At 29.5% G+C, this 17048-nt stretch carries 15 protein-coding genes and 1 pseudogene; 8 read left to right on the plus strand and 8 right to left on the minus strand.

Annotation, left to right across the window (positions count from 1 at the left end; translation table 11 throughout):
* Nucleotides 1–40: 40 nt before the first annotated feature.
* Complete coding sequence (locus H5J23_RS07865) at nucleotides 41–1423, plus strand: short-chain fatty acid transporter (RefSeq protein ID WP_023049624.1); 1383 nt, start codon at nucleotides 41–43, stop codon at nucleotides 1421–1423.
* A gap of 37 nt (nucleotides 1424–1460) precedes the next feature.
* Here the strand turns inward: H5J23_RS07865 and H5J23_RS07870 are convergent, their stop codons facing one another.
* Nucleotides 1461–2789, minus strand: coding sequence for an APC family permease (locus H5J23_RS07870; RefSeq protein WP_185891699.1), 1329 nt, complete (start codon nucleotides 2787–2789; stop codon nucleotides 1461–1463).
* Nucleotides 2790–2970: 181 nt separating this feature from the next.
* Here H5J23_RS07870 and H5J23_RS07875 point away from each other — a divergent pair, with 181 nt between their 5' ends.
* Complete coding sequence (locus H5J23_RS07875) at nucleotides 2971–3108, plus strand: hypothetical protein (RefSeq protein ID WP_023049622.1); 138 nt, start codon at nucleotides 2971–2973, stop codon at nucleotides 3106–3108.
* 26 nt (nucleotides 3109–3134) lie between these two features.
* On the opposite strand, the gene H5J23_RS07880 is transcribed toward H5J23_RS07875, so the two are convergent.
* Nucleotides 3135–3980, minus strand: coding sequence for a MurR/RpiR family transcriptional regulator (locus H5J23_RS07880; protein ID WP_023049621.1), 846 nt, complete (start codon nucleotides 3978–3980; stop codon nucleotides 3135–3137).
* A 17-nt stretch (nucleotides 3981–3997) separates the two neighbouring features.
* Nucleotides 3998–6349: an aminotransferase class I/II-fold pyridoxal phosphate-dependent enzyme gene (locus H5J23_RS07885; protein WP_040405904.1), complete on the minus strand. Its 2352-nt coding sequence runs from the start codon at nucleotides 6347–6349 to the stop codon at nucleotides 3998–4000.
* Nucleotides 6350–6506: 157 nt separating this feature from the next.
* On the opposite strand from H5J23_RS07885, the gene H5J23_RS07890 reads away from it, so the two are divergent.
* The 4 genes from H5J23_RS07890 to H5J23_RS07905 all read left to right on the plus strand — a co-directional run bounded on the left by H5J23_RS07890 (nucleotide 6507) and on the right by H5J23_RS07905 (nucleotide 8512).
* Nucleotides 6507–7100 carry a DJ-1/PfpI family protein gene (locus H5J23_RS07890; protein WP_185891701.1) on the plus strand — a complete coding sequence of 198 codons (594 nt, stop codon included), beginning with the start codon at nucleotides 6507–6509 and terminating at the stop codon, nucleotides 7098–7100.
* A gap of 95 nt (nucleotides 7101–7195) precedes the next feature.
* A complete protein-coding gene (locus H5J23_RS07895; RefSeq protein ID WP_023049618.1) occupies nucleotides 7196–7681 on the plus strand; it encodes a peptidylprolyl isomerase in 486 nt (161 codons plus the stop codon).
* A gap of 32 nt (nucleotides 7682–7713) precedes the next feature.
* Entirely contained in the window at nucleotides 7714–8142 is a 429-nt protein-coding gene (rpiB, locus tag H5J23_RS07900) for a ribose 5-phosphate isomerase B (protein ID WP_023049617.1), read from the plus strand.
* A gap of 25 nt (nucleotides 8143–8167) precedes the next feature.
* Entirely contained in the window at nucleotides 8168–8512 is a 345-nt protein-coding gene (locus H5J23_RS07905; RefSeq protein ID WP_023049616.1) for a histidine triad nucleotide-binding protein, read from the plus strand.
* A gap of 36 nt (nucleotides 8513–8548) precedes the next feature.
* Here H5J23_RS07905 and H5J23_RS07910 read toward each other — a convergent pair whose 3' ends face one another.
* Both H5J23_RS07910 and H5J23_RS07915 read right to left on the minus strand, forming a co-directional pair.
* Complete coding sequence (locus tag H5J23_RS07910; protein ID WP_185891703.1) at nucleotides 8549–11011, minus strand: AMP-binding protein; 2463 nt, start codon at nucleotides 11009–11011, stop codon at nucleotides 8549–8551.
* A 125-nt stretch (nucleotides 11012–11136) separates the two neighbouring features.
* Nucleotides 11137–13647 carry an AMP-binding protein gene (locus H5J23_RS07915; RefSeq protein ID WP_023049614.1) on the minus strand — a complete coding sequence of 837 codons (2511 nt, stop codon included), beginning with the start codon at nucleotides 13645–13647 and terminating at the stop codon, nucleotides 11137–11139.
* 140 nt (nucleotides 13648–13787) lie between these two features.
* Between H5J23_RS07915 and H5J23_RS07920 the strand changes: the two genes are divergently transcribed.
* Together H5J23_RS07920 and H5J23_RS07925 are read left to right on the plus strand one after the other, a co-directional pair.
* Complete coding sequence (locus H5J23_RS07920) at nucleotides 13788–14366, plus strand: nitroreductase family protein (protein WP_023049613.1); 579 nt, start codon at nucleotides 13788–13790, stop codon at nucleotides 14364–14366.
* A 9-nt stretch (nucleotides 14367–14375) separates the two neighbouring features.
* Nucleotides 14376–15053 (plus strand): SIMPL domain-containing protein, encoded by a 678-nt coding sequence (locus H5J23_RS07925; protein ID WP_023049612.1) that lies wholly within the window; start codon nucleotides 14376–14378, stop codon nucleotides 15051–15053.
* Nucleotides 15054–15087: 34 nt separating this feature from the next.
* Here the strand turns inward: H5J23_RS07925 and H5J23_RS07930 are convergent, their stop codons facing one another.
* The 3 genes and pseudogenes from H5J23_RS07930 to H5J23_RS07940 form a co-directional block, all read right to left on the minus strand.
* Nucleotides 15088–15555, minus strand: a complete 468-nt coding sequence (locus H5J23_RS07930; protein ID WP_185891705.1) for a DUF2628 domain-containing protein — start codon at nucleotides 15553–15555, stop codon at nucleotides 15088–15090.
* A gap of 25 nt (nucleotides 15556–15580) precedes the next feature.
* Entirely contained in the window at nucleotides 15581–16723 is a 1143-nt protein-coding gene (gene eis, locus H5J23_RS07935; protein ID WP_185891706.1) for an enhanced intracellular survival protein Eis, read from the minus strand.
* A gap of 51 nt (nucleotides 16724–16774) precedes the next feature.
* Nucleotides 16775–16987: pseudogene (locus H5J23_RS07940) on the minus strand (aminopeptidase); the annotation flags it as partial.
* Nucleotides 16988–17048 lie beyond the last annotated feature (61 nt).

The raw sequence follows: 17048 nt of genomic DNA on the forward strand, positions 1-17048 counted from the left end.
TATCCTTTGCTTTTTTAAATAAGATATGGGGGTATGAAAATTGGATAATACAGTTAAAAATAAACAATTTAATCTTTTTGAAAAATTCACTCAACTTTGCGTTACTATAATGCAAAAGTATCTTCCTGATGCTTTCCTTTTTGCAGCAATCCTTACTTTTATTGTTTTTATTGCTGCAACTATAATGACTAAACAATCACCTTTTCAAATAGCTATGCATTGGGGTAATGGTGTTTGGTCTCTTTTAGCTTTCTCTATGCAAATGGTAATGGTTCTTGTAACAGGACATACTTTAGCAACTGCTCCTTTTTTTAAAAGAATCTTAGATAAGCTTTCTAATCTTCCAAAATCTCCTATTCAAGCTATTATCTATGTTACTTTTGTATCTGGAGTAGCTTGTATTTTAAACTGGGGGTTTGGACTTGTTATTGGAGCAATCTATGCTAAAGAGATTGCAAAGAAAATCAAAGGTGTCGACTATCGTCTTCTTATTGCTTCTGCTTACTCTGGTTTCTTGTTATGGCATGGAGGAATTTCTGGATCTATTCCTCTTACTTTAGCTTCTGGAAACCTTTCAAAAGCTACTGCTGGAGCTTTAGATAAAGGAATTAGTACATCTCAAACTCTATTTTCATCATATAATTTAATCATCCTTTTTGCTTTATTATTTACGCTTCCTTTATTAAATGCTGCCATGCACCCTAAAAATAAAGAGGATGTTTTTCAAGTTGACCCTGCATTATTAGAAGATGATGTGCAACCAGTTACTTTTGATAAAGCTGAGATGACTCCTGCTGACAAAATTGAAAATAGTCCAGTTGTTAACATTTTAATTGGTATTCTTGGATATACATATATAATTGGATATTTCCTTCAAAAGGGATTTGATTTGAATCTTAACATTGTAAATATGATTTTTTTAGTTACTGCTATAGTTGCTCATAAAACTCCTAAAAATCTTCTTTTAGCTTTTGGAAATGCTTGTAAAGGAGCTGCTGGAATTATACTACAATTTCCTTTTTATGCTGGAATAATGGGAATGATGGTCGGACAAAACAGTGATGGAGCTTCTTTAGCAGGTATAATATCACAAAGTTTTATCAGTTCATCCACTGCTCTTTCATTTCCAAGCTTAACTTTCTTAAGTGCTGGAATTGTAAATTTCTTTGTTCCATCTGGTGGTGGGCAATGGGCTGTTCAGGCTCCTATTATGATGCCAGCAAGTGTAGAACTCGGGGTTTCAACAGCAAGAACTGGTATGGCTATCGCTTGGGGAGATGCTTGGACTAATATGATTCAACCCTTCTGGGCTCTGCCTGCCTTAGGTATTGCTAAATTAGGTGCAAAAGATATTATGGGATATGGAGTAATTATTACAATTTACTCTGGTATTGTTATTATGTTGGGATTAACTTTCCTATAAAAAAAGGTTGCTCTTTAGCAACCTTTTTTATATCTTATTAATTTTCTCTATAAACAAAAAGACCTGTTAAAGTTAATGCCACTGATACTGCCATATATGTTGGATTTGATATAGCTGCATAAATAAATATTGATGCTCCACCTATTAATGCAAGTATTGGCACAACTGGATAAAATGGAACTCTATATGGTCTTTCTAAATTTGGTTCGTTTTTTCTTAAAATAAATAATCCTAAAAATACTAAACAGTAGAATAACCAGAACAATGCTACTGGAATATCTCCAAATACATCTGGATTTCCTGTTATAATCATAGCTATTAAGAAGAAAACTGATAATAGATACATAACTACTGAAGAGTTTATAGGTTGTTTATGTTTATCATCTATTTTAGCAAAAAACTCCTTCTTTGGAAGGTGTCCCTCTATTGCTAAAGTATACGGTATTCTTGTTGATGCTAATATCATACCATTTAGCCCACCAAATGCTGATATCATAATTCCTAAGAATATAAACTTAGCTCCCATTGGTCCAAATAATTTTGTAGCTACTCCAAACATTCCAACTTTTACAATCTCCTCTGCTGTGAATACATTTAATAGTGCTAGGTTTAATGCCACATAAAATATCGCTATAAATCCTAATCCTAATATAATTGCTCTAGGAAGATCTTTTTTTACATTTTTTAAATCTCCTGCAATTGTTCCAACATATATCCATCCATCAAAAGCAAACATAATTGGTACTAATGATAATCCTAATAAAACTAAGGGTGATGAAGATGTAGTTTCTCTTGTAATCTCTGTCATATAAAACATTCCCGATGAATTATCTGCAGATAAAAATCCAAATATAGTTATCAATAATAGTGGTACAATTTTAGCTGCTGTAGCTAGTGTTTGAATTTTTCCACCTACATTTTTTGTAAATATATTTATTGCAAATAGGAAAGATATAGCAACAAATGCTGTTCCTCCTAAAAACATAGTATTACTAGGATCTATATTTAAAAAGTTTCCTGTAAATACTGCAAAATAATATGCAATTAAACCTATTAAAGCTGGAAAATATATTATTAATTGAGCCCATCCAACTAAAAAGGCTATTCTTTTTCCATAAATTTTCTTAATCCATGCAATCATACCACCTGTTTCAGGAATAGCTGCTCCAACTTCTGCTGCAGTAAGACCTGATAATATTGATATAATACCTCCAAGTACCCAAGCTGCAATTGCAATTTTTGGATTCATATTAGCTGCTACTAAAATTTGACCAGCTTTAAAGAAGATTCCAATTCCAATAACAATTCCTACAACCATTGAAAAAGCTACTGAAAAGCCGTATCTTTTTTCTAAATTTTCACTCATTTCTTTTCTCCTTGTTAATGTATTCTACTTTTTTAGTATTTCTTTACTTATTTTAAAGCACTTTTCGATTAAACATTTTATCACAATTCACCTTTCAAAACAAGTATTTTTTATTTCTTGCATAAATGGAAAAAGTGGTATATAATTACTTTTGTAAATAAAAGGGGTGAACAAAATAAAAATGTTAGAAAAGAAAAGAACTAATAATAACTCTATAGTGGATTATTCAGCAAAGTTCTACTTATTTCCGCTACTTTTAATTGGTCTTATATTAAGAAGTTTAGATAATCTATTTATAAAGTTAAAATATCAAAGATAAAAAAGAGAGCTTTCGCTCTCTTTTTTTTATCTTTGATAGATATTAAATCTATCTGTTATTTTCTTTAATTTGTCTAATCTTTCAATACTTTCCTCTTTATTTTGTTTTCCAAATTTTAAAAGTAAAGCATTTAAAATAATTATACCTGGAACAAAAGTATAAGCTTTTCCTCCATTTTTTGTGGTGATTACTAAATCAGATATATTACCTAATACAGAATCTTTTTTATCAGTCATAGTAATTATTCTATTTCCTTGCTCTTTAAAAAACTCAGTTACTTGACAAGTAAAGTTTGTATATGGATGGAATGATATTGTAAATAGTACATCATCCGGGCTTGAATAAAGAAGCTTATCTGTAAAATCAGATGCTCCTGATATCATTAACTCTACATCCTCTCTTAATTCTTTTAACATAAAATATAGATAGTATGCTAGAGCATATGACCCTCTTGCTCCTAATATATATAACTTTCTACTAGTTTTTATCATCTCCATAGCTTTTTCTAATTGCTCTTCTATAGCTACAGTATCTATCTCCTCTAAAAGCTCTATGTTCGTAGTTATGATTTCAGATAGTATTCCATCCCCTGACATTGAATCAATCTCTTGTCTGAACTCTTTCATTTGAGAAGTTGATATCTCTACATCTTTTTGGAAAACTCTTTGGAAATCAGGATAACCTTTAAAACCTAAATTTTTTGAAAATCTTGTTATTGTAGCTGGACTTGTTCCTGTCTCTTTAGCTAGCTCATTTATTGAAATAAATGATACTATACTCTGATTATGTTTTATAAAGTCCACAATCTTTTTAAAACTCTTACTATACGTTGAATAATTCTGCTCTAAATTAGCTAATACCGCCTTTTTCATCTCACACCTCTATATACTTATACGTTTGGATTTAATACAAACTCCGTTAAATCATTTACAAAATTCATAGTCTTCTCATTTTTATCGTTTACTGGATTGTATTCTACTATGTCTACTGATGTTATAGAGTAGTTTTTAAATAAGAATCTAAATGTTTTGAACATCTCTTCTGGAGTGAATCCATTTCTAACTGGTGTACTTACTCCTGGAGCAAACTCTGGATCAACTGAATCCACATCAAAACTTATATGGATATTATCAATCTTTAAGTAGTCTCTTATCTCATCTAAAACATTATCTAATCCTTTATGAACAACTTCATCATAAGGAATTACTTTTACTCCTAACTCTTCAATAACGTCTCTTTCTTTTACATCTAAATCTCTAGCTCCTAAAATTACAACATTTTTGCTGTCAATTTTAGCTCCTTCGTAGAAACAATTTACTAAGTCTCTATCTCCAGCTCCTTGTAAAAGTGCTAACGGCATTCCATGAATATTTCCTGACATTGTTGTTTCATCAGTATTCATATCTCCGTGAGCATCAATCCACACTACCCCAACTTCTTTTTCTAACGCTACCCCTGATATTGATCCTAGTGCTATTGAGTGATCTCCTCCAATAGTTATTGGTCTATATCCATCTCTTACAGCTTCGTTTACTGCTGTTGCTAACTTCTCACAAGTATTAAGTATTGTATTTTTATATTTTAATGACCACTCATTGAAATTCTCTCTTTGCTTTTCAATATCTATATAAGTCATCTCACCAAATGTATCTGGGAAGTACTCCTCTAAAACTTCTGGTCCAAATTCAATACCTGCTTTATTTGCTCCTAAGTTCATTGGAACAGCAAACATTTTATTTTTCATTTTTTCAGTATATAAATATACTGCATCTTCTTCATCTATAACTTTAATATATTCTAACTCAGGGTCTTCCATTCCTTGAACGTGAAGCTTTGCTGCCTTTAAGTTTTGAATATATGTGATTATATCTCTTGTAATTCTTTCTCCTGGATAGATTACTGGAATTCCTGGTGGATATGCCATAATCATCTCAGCACAAATTTTTCCTTCGCTTTCTAAGAATTTAATTTTATTATTCTCACTGTAGAAAGCTTCTCTCGGGATTAAGATTGATTCAGGTATAGTTGGCATTTTTCCAACTGATTCTCCTATTTTCTTTCCTTTTCCAAAGAATCTCTTACTGATATCTTTTAAAGCATCAAGTAATTTACCTGTACTTACTTCGTCATCCCCTAATGTAATTAGTCCTAATACATTATAGAAATCTGATAACTCAACTTGGATATTATAATCATCAACAAGTAAAGTTTCTAACTCAAATCCTGTTAATCCTAACTCTCTTGCTGATATAGAAAGTTTTGTTTCATCGAAATCATGTATTCCATATCTTCCTACAATCTCTTTTCCAAAAGAGAAGATCCCTGGAATTTTATTAACTTCTGCTCTTAAATCTCTTGCTAATTTCAATGTTCTTGTTAATAACTCTCTTCCTTCTGTAGCTATCTGTCTTCTAGCACAATCTAATGATGCCATTAGCGGATATGAAGGTGATGTTGTATGTAGAATACTTAATATCTGTTGTATTCTATTTACATCTACTCTTGTTGAGTTTACATGTAACATTGACATTTGTGTCATTGCTCCAATTATTTTATGAGTACTTTGACAGCAAATATCTGCCCCTGCATCTATTGCTGATATTGGTAACTCTTCATGGAAGTGTAAGTGAGCTCCGTGAGCCTCATCAACTATTAAAGGAATATCATAGCTATGAACTATATCTGCAATCTTTTTGATATCAGTTGCCGCTCCATAGTATGTTGGGTTAATGATTAATACAGCTTTTGTGTCTGGATGCTGCTTAAGCATATTTTCAACAACTTCTGGTCTAACTCCATGAGCTATTCCTAATTCGTCATCTACTTCAGGATTCATATATACTGGAACTGATCCACTTAATATAATTCCACCAGAAACTGATTTGTGCACATTTCTAGGGACTAATATTTTCTCTCCTGGCTTTACAACAGACATAATCATAGCTTGAATCGCTCCTGATGTTCCGTTGACAGCGAAAAAGGTTTTCTTTACTCCATAAGCGTCAGCTGCTAACTCTTGTGCTTCTTTTATACAACTCTTTGGATTGTGTAATCCATCAACCATCTTAAAGATAGTTACATCAATTGAGAAGGGATTAGGTCCCATAAACTCGTAAAACTCTTTATCCATTCCCTTTCCTCTCTTATGCCCTGGAACATGGAAAGGAATTATGTCTCTTTTCGCATATACGTCCTTCAGTGTTGAGAATATAGGTGTTTGATATTGATTTAATTTAGTCATCTTACCTCCTTGTTTAATAAATTTTGTTCTTAAAAATGATATCAAAAAGTTATAAAATAATATATAATTTACATTATTAATTTCTTTTAAAATACGAGATATTGTAGAGCTTTTTGGAAATTAAGTCAACTATTTTTTGAAAGGAACCATAAAATTTATGAAAAAAATTTTAATTTTTGCATCTAATGGCTTTGAAAGCCTCGAATTATCGCCATTTATCGATGTTTTTGGCTGGAATAATATTGTTGGAACTAAAAAAGTTTTCCCCACAATTTGTGCCATTCATGATGTACTTAACGCCACTTGGAATTTAAAAATTATTCCTGAAGTTAACTTATTAAAAACATCTATTAATTTAGACGAGTTTCATGCCTTAATAATTCCCGGTGGATTTGGTAAAGCTGGATTCTTTAATGATATTCAATCAGAAACACTAAATTCCTTGTTAAATCATTTTATTTCAAATAAAAAAACTATAATTGGAATATGCACTGGAGCTTTAGCAATTGGAATTCATGGATATTTAAAAAATATTCCTGCTACAACATACCTCTTAGATAATGAAAGATATTTTAAACAATTAGAACAATATAATGCCATTCCTATTAAAAAAGATATTGTAATATCTGATAACATTATTACTTCTTCAGGCCCTGGTACTGCTATTGATTTAGCTTTTTATCTTCTTGAAAAATTAACTAATCAAGAAAATTGTATGGTAGTTAAAAAAAATATGAATTTTTTTAAATAATTTAAGATTTTTAATGAAATTTCTTGTATTTTATGTTATGCTTTAAAGTGTCAAATAACCCTATCTTGTATAGGGATTTTAGTGAGGTGTTTTATATGAAAATAGAAGAAGGAAAAGTAGTAACACTTGAGTTTAAAGTTTACGACAAAAACAACGGAGAACTTTTAGAGGACACACAAGATGTAGGACCATTTTTCTATATCCACGGATTTGGAAACTTTGTTCCAGCTATCGAAGAAGCTTTAGAAGGAAAAGAAAAAGGATATACTACTACTATTGAATTAACTCCAGAAGAAGGATACGGAGAGTACGACGAGGATTTAATCGTTGATATGGAAAAATCTGAGTTTGTTGAATTTGATGATATCTATGAAGGACTTGACTTTATAGCTGATATGGATGATGGTTCTGAGCAATCATTTATCATCACAAAAATCGAAGATGAAATTATCACAGCAGATGGAAACCATCCTTTTGCAGGTAAAGATTTAAGATTTGAAGTTACTGTTTCTGATGTTAGAGACGCTACTGAAGAGGAGATTGAGCACGGACATCCTCATTTCCACGGTTTTGAAGACTAATTATTACTATAAGAATTAAGGAGTATAAATAGATGAAAATAGCTTTAGGTGCAGATCATGGTGGATTTGCTTTAAAAGAGATTGTTAAGAAACACTTAGAAGATAAAGGATTTGAAGTTTTAGATAAAGGATGTTATTCAACTGAATCAGTTGATTATCCTGTTTATGCAAAAGCTGTAGCTAACTCTATTCTTAATAAAGAAGCAGATTTTGGTATCCTTATTTGTGGTACTGGAATTGGAATTTCAATTGCAGCCAACAGATTTAAAGGAATAAGAGCAGCTTTATGTTCAAATACTACTATGGCTAAATTAACTAGAGAGCATAACGACGCTAACATTCTTGCCCTTGGTGCTAGAATGACTGGAGACGTTTTAGCTCTTGAAATTGTAGACGAATTCTTAAAAACTGAATTCTTAGGTGGAAGACACTTAACAAGAATCCAAGCTATCGAACTTTAATCTTTTATTAAAGGAGTAAAATACAATGGCTACTATATTTACTAAAATTATAAATAGAGAGATTCCAGCTTCTATCATTTTTGAAAATGATAAAGTTATAGCTTTTAAAGATATAAATCCTCAAGCTCCAATTCATATTCTAGTTGTACCTAAAAAAGAGATACCAACTTTAAATGATATTACTGCTGAGGATTCTGAATATTTAACTGCTATGTATCTAGCTATTAAAGATATTGCTAAGGATTTAAATATTTCTGAAGATGGATATAGAGTTATTGCAAACTGCAATACTCATGGAGGACAGGAAGTGTTTCACTTACATTTCCATTTGTTAGGTGGACAACACCTTGGTCCTATGCTATCAATTTAATAGTAATTAAAAAGGTTGCCAATAGGCAACCTTTTTTTATATCTTATCTACCCACTCTTTAATCTCATTAAAGTTGTTTTTTACAATATCTTCAACAGGTAAAGTTTCAGAAGAAACTCTAGGGAAGAATTTTATTTTTACTGTTCCACTTTTTGGCATTTTTCTATGAGCTGGAAATAATTCGTATGCTCCTTTTATTCCAAAAGGAACTATATCTGCATTTAGTTCTTTAGCTAATATTCCATAGAACTTTTTAAACTCTCTCATCTCTCCATCTCTACTTCTTGTTCCTTCAGGGAATATAACTATATTTTTCCCCTGTCTTAAAGCTGTTGCAGCACACTGTAGTGTTTCTGCTAAATTTTTATTAATATCAATTAACATAATATTAGAATTTTCTCCTAAGTAACTCATAAATCCTTTTTTAAAGTGTGCTACTTTTGCTAAGAAATATGTATTATCTAAAGTTTTATTATCTATACTTTGAGTAAATATAAAACCATCTAAGAAACTTTGGTGATTTCCAACAAATACTGTTGGCTTTGTAACTTTAGAATTCTCTAAACCTTCTTTTTCTATTTTTATATATAATGAAAATAGTGGTTTAAATAGTGCTTTTACTAATTTTCCCATAGAGTTAGATTTTGGTAATCCTTCAAAATTATCTTTTTCTAATATTTTTTTCCAATCAACATCCTTTATCTCTAAACTTGTTGAATTTTCTTTTAAATATTCTGCAATTTTAATTACTGTAGGATTTTCTGTTAAAACCTCCTCTGTCAAAGTAACTCCGAAGCTACTTTCAACAAAAGCTATAAATTCAACTAAATCTAAAGAATCTAATCCTAAGTCTAACTCAAGATGAGCATTTGACATAACTTTTTTACCTTTTAAGTTCGTTAAATAATCTGAAATAGCCTTATACTCTTCAAAAGTTGGAATATTTTCCTCTTTTTCCTCTTCTATTTTACCTTCTAAAAGAGCTGGAACCATAAATCTTCTTATCTTTCCAATCTTTGTTTTGGGTAACTCTTGTTGTACTATTTTTAAATCTAAAATCTTTTTGTAATTTGGTGTAGAACCATTATACTTATCTATTATACCAGTTTTTAGTGTCTCAGCTATATTTGTAACTCTATGCTCTTTTACCTTAGTAAAATTAGGGTATATAACTGCTGTAAGTAAAGAGTTATACTCTATTACAACCATCTCTTCTATTAAATCTGTTTTTGATAAAATAAACTGCTCAATTTCCACAGGATTTATGTTTTTTCCATTTGATAAAACTATCATCTCTTTTTTTCTTCCTGTTACAAAAAGATAATCATTTTTTAACTCTCCTAAATCTCCTGTGTGGAACCATCCCTCTGAATCTATAACCTCTGCAGTTGCTTCAGGTTTTTTATAGTACCCTTTCATTAGGTTTCTACCCTTAGATAAAATTTCACCATCTTCAGCTATTTTTACCTGAACTCCATCCATTATTTTACCAGCTGACCCAGGTACTACTTGATTTATAGGTGTAAAAGATATCATAGGTGCTGTTTCTGTAAGTCCGTATCCTTCACATACATCTATTCCTAAAGTTTTAAAATCTCTTGATACTTCTGGATTTAGTTTAGATCCTCCTGATACAAAAAATCTTATATTTCCTCCAAATCCTTCATGAACCTTTTTAAAGATTTTCTTACTTAACTCTTTATTATCAAGCTTTTCACATAATTTAAATAATGATTTTATAACTTTATTTGAGTTTATTTTTTCCATTATTTTTTTATGTAACATCTCCCAAAGTCTAGGTACTCCAATCATCATAGTTATCTTATAATTTTTTAAAGCATCTACCATTGCTTGAGATGATAACTCTTTTAAGAATGCTATTGTTGCTCCTTGTTGTAATGGAACAATTCCAGATCCTAAAAGTGGGAATATATGATGCATTGGTAGTAGTGCTAAAACTCTATCTGTTGGTTCATACATTTTATATTTATTTAATCCCTCTATATTTACCAATATATTATCAAAAGTTAACATTACTCCTTTTGGACTTCCAGTTGTTCCAGATGTATATAGTATTAATGCCACTGCCTCTCTATCTGGGGCATAAATAATTCCCTCTTTATCTGCTTTTGATAGATCTATCTCATCTACATTTAAAACTATTGTTTGGACTCCAGATAGATTAATAGCTTCTTTTGCTATATCATAAGTATTATTTGAAACAAATATGTATTTAGGTGTACAATCCTCTATAAAATATTGAAACTCAGATACTTTTGAAGCAGCATCTAAACATACACACGTTCCTTTTTTATCCCAAATCCCTAAAAAAGCATATAATAGTTCTGGTCTATTTTCCATAAATATTACTGCTTTTTCCTCTTTTGCTAAATCTAAAAGTGATGCATACTCTTTAGCTCCAGCTATTAACTCTTTATACGAATATTCTTTCCCCTCATAAAATATCGCTGTTTTATTATGATTCTTTACAAATTCCAATTTTTCCTCCCAAATTATTACAGGTGTTTTTTTAATCATCAAGTGATTATAGCATAATTGTGTTATTATTTCAATATCATGAGGTAAGTAAAAAGCTGACATAGAAAATATGTCAGCTTTTATTTTTAGTTATTTATACTTTTTTCTATCGAGTCTCTAGTTACTTTTACAATCTCTTCTACTGATTTATTTTCAGGTAATATTTTATCTAAAATTGTGATACTCATTTTTCCTGAACTTGGAACTCCTTTTCCATATGGCATTAAGTCATAAGCTCCATTTATTGCAAAAGGAACAACTGGAATATCTAGCTCTTTTGACAACATAGCAAATGTTTTTTTGAAATCTTGTAACTCTCCATCTCTTGTTCTAGCTCCCTCTGGGAATATCACTAAATTTTTCCCTTCCTTTAAGACTTTAGCTGCTATTTTCAATGTTTCTTTTAGATTTTTATTAACATCTATTAAAATAACATTTCCATTTTCTGCTAAATATTTTTTTATTTTACCTTCAAAATGAATATTTATAGCTAAGAAATATGTATTTTTTAATATATCCTTTGGTAAAGCTTGTCCAAAAGCAAAAGCATCTAACATACTTTGATGGTTTCCTATATATATAACAGGAGATGTTTTTTCCAATTTATTTGTATTTTTTTCTAATTTTATATACCAAGTAAATAAAGGTTTTAATATCGTTGTTATTGGAATGACATATTTTGAACTAGGCATTTTTAAATCAACTGGTTCCTCAAATATCTTCTTCCAATTAATCTCTTTCTCTTCAAAATTTCCACCTTTTTCTCTTACATATTGACAAAGAGCTTCTACAGTTTTTATTCTTGAGAAATCCTCTTCTGAAATATCAACACCAAAAGTATTTTGAATAAATGTTATTATTTCAACTATATCTAATGAATCTAGTCCTAAATCAATTTCTAAGTGTGATTCTGGAATTATCTCTATTTCATCATGAAGAGTTCCAATAAATTTTGAAATTGCTTTAAACTCTTGAGTATTAATCTCTTTAGATGTAGATACTCTTTTTTCAACCTCTTTCTCTGATACTATTTCATCTGGTGTTCCTTTAATTAAATTACTTCCTTTCAGTAAATCTTTTAACATAAATCTTCTAAGTTTTCCAAGTTTTGTTTTTGGCAACTCCTCTTTTACTATAACTATATCTAATATTTTTTTATATTTTGGTGCTGTTACATTATATTTATCTATAACTTCCCATTTAATAGCTTCTTTAGCATTTGCAATTTTCTTCTCTTCTAAAACTTTAAAATCAGGATAAACAATTGCTATTAGATGTTTTTCATCCTCTGTTACAGCAACCTCTTGAATTAAATTAGTTCCTTTCATAATTTCAGCTTCAATATCTGACGGATTAATGTTTTTACCATTTGATAAAACGATCATCTCTTTTTTTCTACCAATTATTTTTAAATGATCTCCATCAAACTGTCCTAAATCTCCTGTATGGAACCATCCTTCACTATCTATAGCTTCAGCTGTTGCTTCAGGTTTGTTATAATATCCTTTCATAACATTTCTACCTTTTACAACAATCTCTCCATCTTCTTCTAATTTAACTTTAACTCCTGGTAAAGGAGTTCCAACTGTACCAGCAATAACATTATCTATTCTATTGAAAGATATAATTGGTGACGTTTCTGTTAGTCCATATCCCTCTAACATTTTAAATCCAAATATATTAAAATCTTCACAAATCTCTTTATCTAACTTAGCTCCACCTGAAACTAAGAACTTTATATTTCCTCCAAAAGCATCTTGAATTTTTTTAAACACAATTTTATTTAAAGGCATAATATTTAAAGATTTACATATATTAAAAAGTTTATAACTTAACGCATTTTCTTTAATTTTTCCTTTAATTCCCTTGTGGAACATCTCCCAAACTCTTGGTACTCCTATCACAATAGTTATTTTATATTTTTGTAAGTTTCTTTTTATCGCTTCTGATGATAACTCATCTAAAATAACAACTAAACATCCAAATTTTAGTGGCATTAATACTGTAAAAGATAGTGGTAGTATATGATGAAATGGCAATAAAGCTAGTAATCTATCTTCAGGTGTTACCATTTTTATCTCTTCTATAGCATCTACATTAGACATTATATTATCAAAAGTTAACATTACACCTTTTGGATTTCCTGTTGTCCCTGATGTATACAACATAACTGCTACTGCATCTTTTTCTAAACATTCTACAGCTACATTTTCAATATCTATATCTTTTGTTATATCTATTTCATCAACATTCAATATATTTATACTTGAATTTGATGCCTCTTTAGCTTTTTTAACTACCTCTATATTCTCATTAGAAGTAATTATATATTTAGGATGAGAATCATTGAAAACATATATCAATTGATCTGCATTATAACTTGCATCTAAGTTAGTACACGTCCCTTTCTTATCCCATACTCCTAGTACAGCTCCCATATACTCCGGTCTATTCTCCATAAAAATAGCTACTCTATCCTCTTTTTCTATATTCATTAAACTTGAATATATCTTTGCCATCTTTATAAGTTCATAGTACGAATGCTCTTTATCTTTATAAATTACCGCAGTTTTTTTTCTGTCGTATATAAAATTCATAAATTTTCCCTCCCTAATTTGTAAAAATAATAACTTATTCTATAATAACTTACACCAATTGTCCACTTTTTCCTCTTAACATGTTGACTTTTTAGTATTTATAAAGTAGTATTGTGTTAAAATAATTGAGGAGGTTATCCATGTTAAATGAACTATTAATCAAAACTCGTTCTCATAGAACTTTCGATTCTACAGAAATTGATATTGAAACTTTAGAAAGTTTAATCAATGCTGCTCATCTAGGTGGATCTGCTAGAAATAGCCAAACACTTAGATATACCCTTGTTAGTTCTCAAAGTTTATGTCACAAAATTTTTCCTCATACAGCTTGGGCGGGAGCTATTCCTTGGAGTCCAACTTTAGAAGAGGGACCCAAAGCCTATATCCTTATTAGTACTCTTAAAGAAAATCTTTTATCTCCTATAACTTTAGGTATTGATATTGGAATTGCATGTCAAAATATTCTTTTAAAAGCTACAGAGCTAGGTTTTGGTGGATGTTTAATTGGAGCTTTTAATAAATTAGATGTATCTAAAACTCTTGATTTAGATATGGATACTTACAATCCTCAAATTTTAGTAGCCCTAGGAAAACCAACTGACAAAGTTATTTTAACTAAAGGAAATATTGGTAATTTAAAGTATCATAGAGATGTAGAGGAAAATGTACACTATGTGCCTAAACTTTCTCTAGAAACTTTGATTTTAAAAAAATTCTAGGAGGATTTTATGAAAAAAACAATTGGAACTTTATTTCTTTTAACTTCAGCTTTCTCTTTAGCTAATGAAACGCCTACAATCTCTGTTACTGGAACAGGAACTGTTTCAGGAAAACCTGATACTTTTAGCATAATAGCTACTGTTGAAACAACAAATAAAAACTCACAAACAGCTATTAGTGAAAATACAGATATTGTTAATAAAGCCATTGGTTTATTAAAGAAAAGTGGTTTAAAAGAAAATAATATAAAAACTGAAAATTACTCTTTAAATTATAGAAATGATTACAATGTAAAAGATGGAGAGATGAAGTACTTTGTTAGAAATCAAATTTTAATTACTAGTAATGATTTAGATAAAGCTGGTACTGTACTTACTGCTCTTAATAATGGTGGTGTAAATAATATTGGAGAGATTAACTTTTTTATAGCTGATAGAAAAGAGTTAGAGGATAAAGCATATAAATTAGCCTATGAAAATGCTAAATATAAAGCTGCTTTAATCGCAGGTATAGATGACTTTAAGGTTTCTCCTAAAAATATTGATTTAAATTACTCAATGCCTAGACCAATATCTTTTATGTTAAACTCAGCAGCTAAAGCTGATGATACACCAATTCCTTTAACAGTTCCAAATGATGTCGATGTTACTGCAAGTATGAATGTAATTTTCTATATGGAAAAATAAAAAAAACAGCTGATTTCTCAGCTGTTTTTTAATTTTAATAATATAAGGTCACTCCTAAATAAAAATCTAATAACACTTGAAAAACAATTGCTATAAATATTATTATTACTACTCCTAACATACTTGTTCCACAATCTCTATCTTCTGGTTCAAAACCTCTTTTTTCAAGAACTTTTTCTGCTTTCATAAAATAAAAATCATTCGCCTTAAAGCCAATATATATCCTAATAAATAGAACTAAAATAGTTCCTCCCATAAAAAACTTTGTTTTTATTAAAAATAAAAATGTTACTAAGTTTATAAGAAGATTCATAAGTAAAAGTACAACTGCACTTTTATACATTTTCCGATAGGCAAACCATAGTGTTTCAAATAGAAATGCTGCAAAATTAAATTTAATCTTTTCACTTCTCCAACTTTCTAAGTAATATTTGGAATTTTTTCTTACAAAGTCTTCTAAACTTCCTAGATGTTTTTCTACATATTCTATTCTACTCTCCATAGTCCCTCCTTAGCTATTTAAAGTTCTAAAAATCTTGATTAAAATAGTTTATTCTTCTTATAAATATACTACTTAATATTTGCTCTTTATCCTTATTTTTTATATAAAAACTTTCTATTTTTTTTAAAGATTTATAATCTCTAAATCCATAAGCTAAAGTTGCTAAGTCATTTATATCCAAACTTAAATCAAACTCTCCCTCTATCTTCTCAACTTCACTTTTATTTATTTTAAATACCCCTGTATTAGACTCTATATATCTATCTTGTACATATATTTTAATCTCTTCATTCTCTTTTAAACTTTTACTTAGTCTTTTCAATACTTTTTCAACATGTAAAATTCTTACTTGTACTTTATTTTTTAGAGTTTTTTTAACTAAATTTTCACTATCTAAATAATCTTCTAAATATGTATTTTCAGGAAGAATAATCTCTATTTTTTTATAGTAATCCTTATATCCATATAAAATAGATAATAATCCTTCTAAAGTATCTTTATCCTTAAATAAAATTTCTTTTACATATATACTTTCAGACTTAACTAAACTCATATAACCATTTATTTTTCCAGCTATATCATAGCTAATATAGATTAATCCATCTTCACAAAAAATTTCTGATAATATCTTCTTGTAGTCCTCTTTTTCTCTAGCAACTTTTACATAATATTCTTGAGAAACTTCTTTATAAAATTCTTTTAATTTTATTAAAATATTTTGGTCATAACTTTCATCTTGTATTTTCTCAATTTTAAACTCTTTTTTAAAATCACATAATACAGGAAACTCTAGTTCATATTTAGAAAGTGTTGAAATATAAGCAAATCCAAATCTTTCATATATTTTTTTATCAATTGGCGTTAAATATATAAACTCTTCACCAAAATCATATGCTTCTTTTAAACTTTTTAAAAGTAACTCTTTCATAACCCCCTCTCCTCTTTTTTCAGGAGTTACTCCTACACCTACAAGATATCTTCCCATAAACCTATCTTCATCAACTGATATATGATAACTATTTTCAAATAGCATTCCATAAACTTTATTATTTTTTAAAAACATCTTTGTATTTTCTTCATTATAAACATTATCAAAATACCAATTTATATAATCTGACTCATCATTAAAAAGATCCTTCCATAAAACTTTTAATTGATTTTTTATCATTTTCCCACCTACCTTATATAAGAAAAGGTGAGAATTTCTCACCTTTTTATTTTATCTATTTTTTACATAACTATAAAGTGCTTTTACTCCAACTCCTGTAGCACCTTTTTTAAACCATTTTACACCGCTATTAAATGCAGTTCCTGCTATATCCATATGTATCCACGGTAATCCTTCAACAAATCCTTCTAAAAACTTAGCTGCAGTTATTGATCCACCCATTCTTCCACCAGTATGTTTTACATCTGCAACAGTTGATTTTAATAATTCGCTATACTATAGCGATAGGTAACTCTTTGAAATTATCTCTAAGTTTTCCCCCGCT

Origin of the sequence: Cetobacterium sp. 2G large (assembly GCF_014250655.1) — a bacterium.
GTDB classification, from domain to species: Bacteria; Fusobacteriota; Fusobacteriia; order Fusobacteriales; family Fusobacteriaceae; genus Cetobacterium_A; species Cetobacterium_A somerae.

Coding starts and splice junctions, on each gene's coding strand:
- H5J23_RS07870 (WP_185891699.1), bottom strand. CDS start 2,789: ATGAGTGAAAATTTAGAAAAAAGATACGGCTTTTCAGTAGCTTTTTCA.
- H5J23_RS07875 (WP_023049622.1), top strand. CDS start 2,971: ATGTTAGAAAAGAAAAGAACTAATAATAACTCTATAGTGGATTATTCA.
- H5J23_RS07880 (WP_023049621.1), bottom strand. CDS start 3,980: ATGAAAAAGGCGGTATTAGCTAATTTAGAGCAGAATTATTCAACGTAT.
- H5J23_RS07885 (WP_040405904.1), bottom strand. CDS start 6,349: ATGACTAAATTAAATCAATATCAAACACCTATATTCTCAACACTGAAG.
- H5J23_RS07890 (WP_185891701.1), top strand. CDS start 6,507: ATGAAAAAAATTTTAATTTTTGCATCTAATGGCTTTGAAAGCCTCGAA.
- H5J23_RS07895 (WP_023049618.1), top strand. CDS start 7,196: ATGAAAATAGAAGAAGGAAAAGTAGTAACACTTGAGTTTAAAGTTTAC.
- rpiB (WP_023049617.1), top strand. CDS start 7,714: ATGAAAATAGCTTTAGGTGCAGATCATGGTGGATTTGCTTTAAAAGAG.
- H5J23_RS07905 (WP_023049616.1), top strand. CDS start 8,168: ATGGCTACTATATTTACTAAAATTATAAATAGAGAGATTCCAGCTTCT.
- H5J23_RS07915 (WP_023049614.1), bottom strand. CDS start 13,647: ATGAATTTTATATACGACAGAAAAAAAACTGCGGTAATTTATAAAGAT.
- H5J23_RS07920 (WP_023049613.1), top strand. CDS start 13,788: ATGTTAAATGAACTATTAATCAAAACTCGTTCTCATAGAACTTTCGAT.
- H5J23_RS07925 (WP_023049612.1), top strand. CDS start 14,376: ATGAAAAAAACAATTGGAACTTTATTTCTTTTAACTTCAGCTTTCTCT.
- H5J23_RS07930 (WP_185891705.1), bottom strand. CDS start 15,555: ATGGAGAGTAGAATAGAATATGTAGAAAAACATCTAGGAAGTTTAGAA.
- eis (WP_185891706.1), bottom strand. CDS start 16,723: ATGATAAAAAATCAATTAAAAGTTTTATGGAAGGATCTTTTTAATGAT.